This is a genomic window from Nocardia sp. NPDC058497, assembly GCF_042720195.1.
In the GTDB taxonomy this organism is placed as follows: Bacteria; Actinomycetota; Actinomycetes; order Mycobacteriales; family Mycobacteriaceae; genus Nocardia.
In genome coordinates, this window is sequence record NZ_JBHXMY010000282.1 from 1 (window position 1) to 7540 (window position 7540).

Consider the following 7540-nt stretch of genomic DNA (forward strand, 5'->3'; position numbering starts at 1 on the left):
GCCCTCGCCCAACTCCCCTCACTATACACAAATTTCGCATAACGGGGGTTACGCCGCTAGGGCCCCCGTGGGGCCCCTACATTTCGGCGGGTTTCGGCCCCTTCGGTATTGTCAGCGACAATGTCACAGGATGCGAATACGGGACGAATGTATGCCGGGCAACCCGTAGAGGACCGGCAACGCCAGCGGCGTGCGCGTTTTCTGGAGTCAGGCCTGACGGTCTTCGCGCGCGACGGGTACGCCAACAGTTCGGTCGGTGCCATCTGCAAGGACGCGGGACTCTCGTCTCGTCAGTTCTACGAGGAGTTCACCGGCCGCGAGTCGCTGCTGTTGGAACTGTACGAGCAGATCGACCGGCAATCGCGCGAAGCGGTCGCCGTCGCTCTCGAAGCGAAGACCGACGCACCGGTGCTCGAGCAGATCGAGACCGCCGTTCGCGCTTATGTGGAGGCGATCGGGTCCGATCCGCGCAAGGCACGGGTGGCGCTGGTCGAAGTGGTCGGCGCCGGCCCCAAGGTCGAGAAGTTCCGGCTGGAGCTGCGGCGGGTGTGGGGGTCGCTGCTGGCCAGTGCCGCCGAGGACGCCGCCATGCACGGCGAGATCCCGTCCGGCGACTACGAATTGCGCGTGCTGGCGATCATCGGCGCGGTCAACTACGTCGTCGACGGCTGGAGTGGCTCGGAACCGCGGCCGCCGCTGGACGACGTGATCCAGGTGCTGAGCCGGGTGATTCTGGGTGCGGTAGGGGCCTGATGCCCCGGGTCGAGGTCGTCCCGATCCAGGTTCCCGACGGAACCACCCTGCCCGTGCGGCTCATTCCGGCGCGCGGTCCGCACACGCATCCGGTCACGCCGGACGCGCCGCGGCCCGTGGTCGTCATCGCGCCAGGCCTCGCCGTGCCGGGCGAGTTCTACGAGTACTTCGGTGACCGCCTGGCCCAGCGCGGTTTCGACGTGGCCATCGGCGAGCTGCGCGGCAACGGCGACAGCACCCACCGGCCCGACGCCGACAGTGCCTACGGCTACCACGAATTGGCCTCGGTCGACTTCCCGGCGATGCTCCAGATCGTGCGCAACCGATTCCCCGACAGCACGCCGTACCTGCTCGGGCACAGCATGGGCGGCCAGCTCGCCGTCATGTACGCGGCCAGGGCGCGCGGGCGGATCGCCGGCCTGATCCTCGTCGCCTCGGGCACACCGTATTTCCGCGGATATCGCGGCGTGCTCGGACCCGGGATGCTGGTCGGCACGGCCGCGGTGGCGGTCGCGTCGAATCTGGCCGGGTTCTGGCCGGGTGACATGCTCGGCCGCCGTGCCTACGGCAGGCAGTCCAAGGTGCTCATGTCGGATTGGGCGCGGCTGGCCCGCACCGGACGGTTCGTGCCCGTCGGCGCCGATATCGACTACGAGGAACGGATCTCGCGGTTGAAGTTCCCCGTCCTGTCGATCACCATCGCCGGTGACGACCTGGCGCCGCAGACCTCCGCCGACCACCTGCTGGGCAAACTGCCCGCCGCGCGGGTCACCCGGTGGTTCCAGCCGGAGGCGCTGGGGCACAACGGCTGGATCACCAATCCGGACTCCACCGTCGACGTCGTCGAGAAGTGGCTGCGCGACCGCTGAGGCCTACGCCGAGCGGCGGCCCTCGACCAGCATTTGCGTGAAGAACTCGTAGACCAGCGTGGACAGGAACGCCGACTGCTTGTTGTCGGCCGCACCGCCGTGCCCGCCCTCGATGTTCTCGTAGTACCAAACGGTGCGTTCCTGGGATTCCAGCAGCGCCGCCATCTTTCGCGCGTGCCCGGGGTGCACCCGGTCGTCGCGGGTGGAGGTGGCGAGCAGGATCGGCGGGTACTGCTTGCCGGTGTCGGTGTTCTGATACGGCGAGTACTCGCTGATGTAGGCCCATTCCTCCGGCGTGTCCGGGTCGCCGTACTCGGCCACCCAGGACGCGCCCGCCAGCAGCAGGTGATAGCGCCGCATGTCCAGCAGCGGCACCTGGCAGACGATCGCGCCGAACAGTTCCGGGTAGCGGGTGAGCATGACGCCCATCAGCAGGCCGCCGTTGCTGCCGCCGACCGCGCCGAGCCGGTCCGGGGTGGTGATGCCACGGGTCACCAGGTCGCGGGCGATGGCCGCGAAATCCTCGAAGACGCGGTGCCGGTGCTCTTTCAGTGCCGCGGTGTGCCATTCGGGGCCGTACTCGCCGCCGCCGCGGATATTGGTCATCACATAGGTGCCGCCGCGTTCCAGCCACGCCATGCCCGCGGAGCCGAGATACAGCGGGGTCTTGGAGATCTCGAATCCGCCGTAGCCGTTCATGATCGTCGGGCCGGGTGTGCCGCGACGGTCACGGTGACGAATCACGAAGTAGGGCACAGCCGTTCCGTCGTCGGAGGTCGCGAAGAACTGCTCGGTCTCGATGCCGGTGGCGTCGAAATAGGCGGGTGCCTGCTTCAGCAGCTGGGTATCGGCCCCGATCGCACTGGCGAGCAGCGTGGTCGGGGTGGTGAAACCGGTGGTGGTGAGCATGAATTCGTCGCCGCCCTCGAGCGGGTCGGTGTTGCTCACCGAGGTGCTGGACATGGCGGGGGAGTCGGGCAGCTCGGCGGTGGTCCAGCCGTCCGGTCCCGGCGTGAGGACGCGGAGCCGGGTCTGTACATCCTGGAGGGTGGTCAGGACGAGGTGGTTCTCGGTCCAGGTGTAGTCGTGCAGCGAGGTGTGCGGATCCGGTGCGAACAGGACCTCGAATTCGCGTGCGCCGTCGAGGAATCCGGGCAGGTCGGTGACGAGCAGGCTGCCCGGCTCGTAGGTCTTACCGCCGGTCTCCCACGCGGTCTTCAGGCGCACGGTCAGCCAGTCGCGGTACCAGCCGACGTCGGCGTCGGTGGGGGTCTCGATCAGGTGCCAGGCGTTGTCCTCGTCGAGCAGGTAGACCTCTTCGTTGAAGAAGTCCGTCGACCGGCCCGTGTAGTGCCGCTCGTAGCCGGGGTGGCGGTCGTAGCCCGTGGAGATCGAGACATCGCTCGGCTTGCCCTCGAACACGGTCTCGGCCTCGGCCAGCGCGGTGCCGCGATGCCAGCGCTTGGCGATGCGCGGGTACCCGGATTCGGTGAGCGAGCCCGGCCCGAAATCGGTGCCGACGTAGACGGTGTCGATGTCGATCCAGCGCAGCTGCGACTTGGCCTCGGGCAGGAAGAAGCCGCCGTCTTCGGGTGCGATGAATTCCCGTGTCGTCAGATCGAATTCACGCTGCACCTTGGCGTCGGCGCCACCGCGGGAGAGCTGGATGAAGGCGCGCTCCTGGGATGGGCGCAGCACGATGGCGCCCTGCCACACCCAGTTCTCCCCGTCGGCCTCGGCGAGGGCGTCGACGTCGATCAGCACATCCCACTCGGGGTCGTCGGTGGCGTAGGACTCGAAGGTGGTCCGCCGCCACAGCCCGCGCTGGTGCTCGGCGTCGCGCCAGAAGTTGTACAGCCAGGGTCCGCGCCGGCCGGGGTAGGCGATCTTGGTGTCGTCGTCGAGCATGGCGAGCACGCGCCGCTCCAGCTCGGCGAACCGATCTGTCGCCGCGAACCGCTGCTGCACCACCTCGTTGCGGGCGCGCGCCCAGTCCAGCGCGGCCTCGTCGGTCACTTCCTCGAGCCACAGATAGGAATCCGTCACGTCCTGCTCAACGCCACTCATCCCCACATTGTTGCCGAGCGGTCGGCGGAGTGCGCGGACTCACCAGTAGTGGGCGACGTCGATCACCACGCGGGCGGGGTTCTCGAGGGTGATGACCCGGAACGGGAGGCGGGCGCGGACGCCGAGGCCGAGGGTGGTCTGGCCCTCGAACGATCCGGCCCAGGACGCCTGGCGGAAGGTCGGGTAGCCGCGTACGTCGACGAGTTCCGTGCTGTTCGCGGGACGGTAGGAGCTGTTGCCCGCGGAGTCGTAGGCGGGGGCCTGCACCACCAGCTGGAGGAACGCGCCGCCGCGCAGGGGGACCGCCGCGCCGGAGCCGTCCATCGTGACGGTGCCGACGTAGCCGGCGCGGTAGCCGGTGGGCTGGCCGGACAGGTCGATCACGAGGCGGTCGAAGCATTGGTGGCGGCCTGACCTGACATCGGCGACGGTGGCTGTCGAATAGGTCGGGCTCGACTTGTCGAGTGAGCCCCAGGTCAGTCCGCAGTAGGACGGGGTTGCCGCGGCCGGAATGGTCCATAGGCCGGCACAGGACGCGATCGTGGCGAGGAATACGAGGAAGCGACGCATGTCGCACCGCCTTCGGGGCAGTGGGAGGAAGGTACTGATTAATCGGACTAATCAGACATCGCGTTAGCGTCGTTCCGATTCCGGATGTGTTGCGAAACGTAGGATCGTAGGTCACGACTCATCAACCGGAGGTTGAACTGTGCCGCCCTTCCTGTGGGAGCAGCATTGCTGTCTGCCGTTGCATCACACGGCGCGGATCGGCGAACTCGCCCGGTATCCGCTCGGGTCGTATCTGTCTGTCAACGTGGGCTATTCGCCACAGAGCACCGAGGATTCGCTGGCACTGCTGCATCAGTTCCGCGACCGGGCGGCGGCCGATCCACGGTTCCGGCTGGTCGCGAGCCTGGCCGACATCGGCGGCGACGACGTGATCGCACTCGCCTTCGACCTGGAGGACTCCGGCCCGCTCGGCGGCGACCTGGACAACGTCGAGATGTTCTACCGGCTCGGCGTGCGCTCGCTGCTGCCCACCTACAACCACGCCAATGCGGCGGGCTGCGGGTGTCTCGACACCGAGGACACCGGCCTCACCGGCTACGGAAAAGACCTGGTGCGCAGGCTCAACGAGGTCGGCATGTTCGCCGACGGCTCGCACTGCTCGCGGCGCACCGGTCTCGACATCGCCACCCACACCGCCGTGCCGATGATCTACAGCCACTCCAATTTCGCCGCGCTGTGGGAACACCCGCGCAACATCACCGACGAGCAGGCCCACGCGTGCGCCGCGACCGGCGGTGTCATCGGCATCAATGGAGTGGGAATCTTCTTGGGCCACAACGAGCCTGGCGCGCGCGCCGAACGGGTGGCGGCGATCGCCGACCAGATTCGCTACGGCGTAGACCTGCTCGGGATCGACCACATCGGAGTCAGCTCGGACTATTCCTTCGACGGCCAGGAATTCAACGACGAGATCCGCGACAACCCCGGCGCGTTCTCGGAGTCCTACACCGCGTGGGGCCCCCTCCAATGGACACCCCCCGAGGACCTACTCGGCGAATCCGACGTCCCCGGCCTGGCCGATCTCCTCGCCGACCGCGGCTTCAACACGACCGAGCGCGCCGCCATCTTCGGCGGAAACTTCGCCCGCGTCGCAAGCCAGGTCTGGCGCGCCTAACGCCCTGGACGAATGATCACCACGCTCTCAGGTGAGTATTGCCCGAGAAGTCGCGCCACCAGAGCGTGGTGATCTTGATACTCGTTTGGGGTTAGGTTAGGTGGACGAGCATTTTGCCGGTGTTGGCGCCGGTGAGGACGCCGAGGAAGGCGGCGGGGGCCTGGTCGAGGCCTTCGTAGACGGTTTCGGTGGTGCGTAGGGTGCCGTTGGCGAGCCAGCCCGCCGCTTTGGCGATGTATTCGCCGAAGATCGGGAAGTGGCTGGTCACCAGCATGCCGCGCAGGGTGGCTTCCTTCGTCGCCGCGAGGTAGAGGTCCGGTGTCTGCTGGGCGGTGGCGCCGTTGTAGCCGCTGATCGCGCCGACCAGGGCGATCCGGCCGTGCTGGTTGAGTGCTTCGATGGCGACCTTCAGGTGTTCGCCGCCGACACTGTCGAGGTAGACGTCGACGCCGTCGGGCGCGGCGGCCGTGAGCTGTCCGGCGAGATCGCCCGCGCGGTAGTCGATGGCGGCGTCGAAGCCGAACTCTTCGAGCAGCTTTCGCGTCTTGGCCGGTCCGCCCGCCGAGCCGATCACGTGCTTCGCGCCGAGCGCCTTGGCGATCTGGCCCGCCACGCTGCCGACCGCGCCCGCGGCGGCCGAGATGAACACGGTGTCGCCGGGTTTGACCTGGGCGACATCGGTCAGCGCCGCGTAGGCGGTGAGGCCGGTCGTGCCGAGCACGCTCAGGAAGTGCTGCGGTGCGGCCAGTTCCGGGTCGATCGGGGTCGCGGTGGCGGCGTCGACGATCGCGTGTTCGCGCCAGCCCGCGAAGTGCGAGACGGTGGTGCCGACCGCGATATCGGCGGCGCGGGAGGCGATCACCTCGCCGACGGCCGAACCGTCCAGTGCCGCACCGAGTTCGAACGGCGGGATGTAGGACTCCTTGTCGTCCATCCGGCCGCGCATGTACGGGTCGACCGACATCCAGGTGTTGCGGACCAGGATCTGGCCGTCTTCCAGGGCGGGCAGCTCGCGCTCGACCAGGGCGAAATCGGTCGCCACCGGAGCGCCGTTCGGCCGGGCGGCCAGGTGGATCTCGCGGGTGTAGGTCGGCAGCGCCGCGGTGGTGGTGTTCGACATGATCGGGCCTTCTTTCGAGGTCAGCCGGTGTTTCTCTCCGGTGACGACAACGTTATTGCGGCATCGCCGGCGGTCCCAGGTCCGTTCACGCCACCGCCCGGTCCATTCACGACAGGCCGCATTCGCGTGACGGGCCTACCCGATTCGTGCGGTCGGCGTGGTGCCGGTCCAGCGGTGGTAGGCCTTGCGGAGGGCGCGGTCGTCGGAGAAGGCCAGACGTTCGGCGACCGTGGCGGTGCTGTGGCCCTGATCCAGTAGGGCTTTCGCGCGCTCGTAGCGGAGCAGATCGAGCTCGTCGCGCCAGGAGGTGTCGTGTTCGGCGAGGTGGCGTTGCAGCGTGCGCTGGCTCATGGCAAGGGTTTTCGCGACACGAACCAAGGACGGGTCGCCCGCGTCCAGGGCGGCGGCGAGGGCGATGCGGAAGGCGTCGAGCGGGCCGGCGACCGGGCGGGCCGAGGCGAGTACCAGTTCGGCGTGACTGCGGACCAGGTTCGCGAGCATGGGGTCGGCGCGGGGGAGCGGGGCGTTGGCGTCGTCGGCGTGGAAGGTGATCGCATCCGACGCGGCATCGAATTCGATGCTGTCGGTACCGAATACGGCGATCAGCCCGCTGCGATCGGCCGGGGCGCTGTGCCCGAAGCTCACCCGCGCCGGGGTGAGCGGGCGTCCGGTCGCCTCGCGGGCGCGGCGCAGGTAGTAGGCGAGCACATACTCGTTGACCACCGACGCGACGGCGGGATCACCCGCCGAGGTCCGGTAGCCGATGGTGAGCTCGCCGTCGCCGGACAGGTCGAAGCCCTCGGTGGCCGCGGTGACCAGGCGGTGATACGGCTGGGCGGCGCGCAGCGAGTCGGTCAGGGTGGCGCCGGTGGTCACCAGGTAGTCCCAGGTGTTGAGGGTGCCGAGCGGTGCGGCGGCGGCCACCGCGGCGCCGGAACCCGCGCCCGGCCTGGCGTGGGCGATCAGCTCCCACAGGCGCAGCAGCGAACTCATCGGGATCCGGTTCAGCTCACCGCGCAGGACCATCTCGTCGGTGCCGGGGACGCG

7 protein-coding genes are annotated in these 7540 nt (G+C 68.5%); 3 read left to right on the forward strand and 4 right to left on the reverse strand.

All coding sequences use genetic code 11. The annotated features are described in order from the left end of the window. Positions 1–120: 120 nt before the first annotated feature. The gene (locus ACFWPJ_RS19160) at positions 121–753 is read left to right on the forward strand and encodes a TetR/AcrR family transcriptional regulator (RefSeq protein WP_378853109.1); all 633 of its coding nucleotides are present in this window, start codon (positions 121–123) and stop codon (positions 751–753) included. Further along, positions 753–1622, forward strand: coding sequence for an alpha/beta fold hydrolase (locus ACFWPJ_RS19165; RefSeq protein WP_378853111.1), 870 nt, complete (start codon positions 753–755; stop codon positions 1620–1622). Before ACFWPJ_RS19160 ends, ACFWPJ_RS19165 begins: the two co-directional genes overlap by 1 nt. Before the next feature lie 3 nt (positions 1623–1625). Here the strand turns inward: ACFWPJ_RS19165 and ACFWPJ_RS19170 are convergent, their stop codons facing one another. Both ACFWPJ_RS19170 and ACFWPJ_RS19175 read right to left on the reverse strand, forming a co-directional pair. Beyond that, entirely contained in the window at positions 1626–3689 is a 2064-nt protein-coding gene (locus ACFWPJ_RS19170) for a prolyl oligopeptidase family protein (protein WP_378853113.1), read from the reverse strand. 39 nt (positions 3690–3728) lie between these two features. Then, positions 3729–4259 carry a hypothetical protein gene (locus tag ACFWPJ_RS19175; RefSeq protein WP_378853115.1) on the reverse strand — a complete coding sequence of 177 codons (531 nt, stop codon included), beginning with the start codon at positions 4257–4259 and terminating at the stop codon, positions 3729–3731. A 139-nt stretch (positions 4260–4398) separates the two neighbouring features. Between ACFWPJ_RS19175 and ACFWPJ_RS19180 the strand changes: the two genes are divergently transcribed. After that, complete coding sequence (locus ACFWPJ_RS19180; RefSeq protein ID WP_378853117.1) at positions 4399–5373, forward strand: dipeptidase; 975 nt, start codon at positions 4399–4401, stop codon at positions 5371–5373. Positions 5374–5464: 91 nt separating this feature from the next. On the opposite strand, the gene ACFWPJ_RS19185 is transcribed toward ACFWPJ_RS19180, so the two are convergent. Beyond that, positions 5465–6493 (reverse strand): NADP-dependent oxidoreductase, encoded by a 1029-nt coding sequence (locus ACFWPJ_RS19185; RefSeq protein WP_378853119.1) that lies wholly within the window; start codon positions 6491–6493, stop codon positions 5465–5467. Between the two features lie 135 nt (positions 6494–6628). Next, positions 6629–7540, reverse strand: a 912-nt coding sequence (locus ACFWPJ_RS19190) for an AraC family transcriptional regulator ligand-binding domain-containing protein (protein WP_378853121.1), incomplete at its 5' end; no start/stop codon positions are given.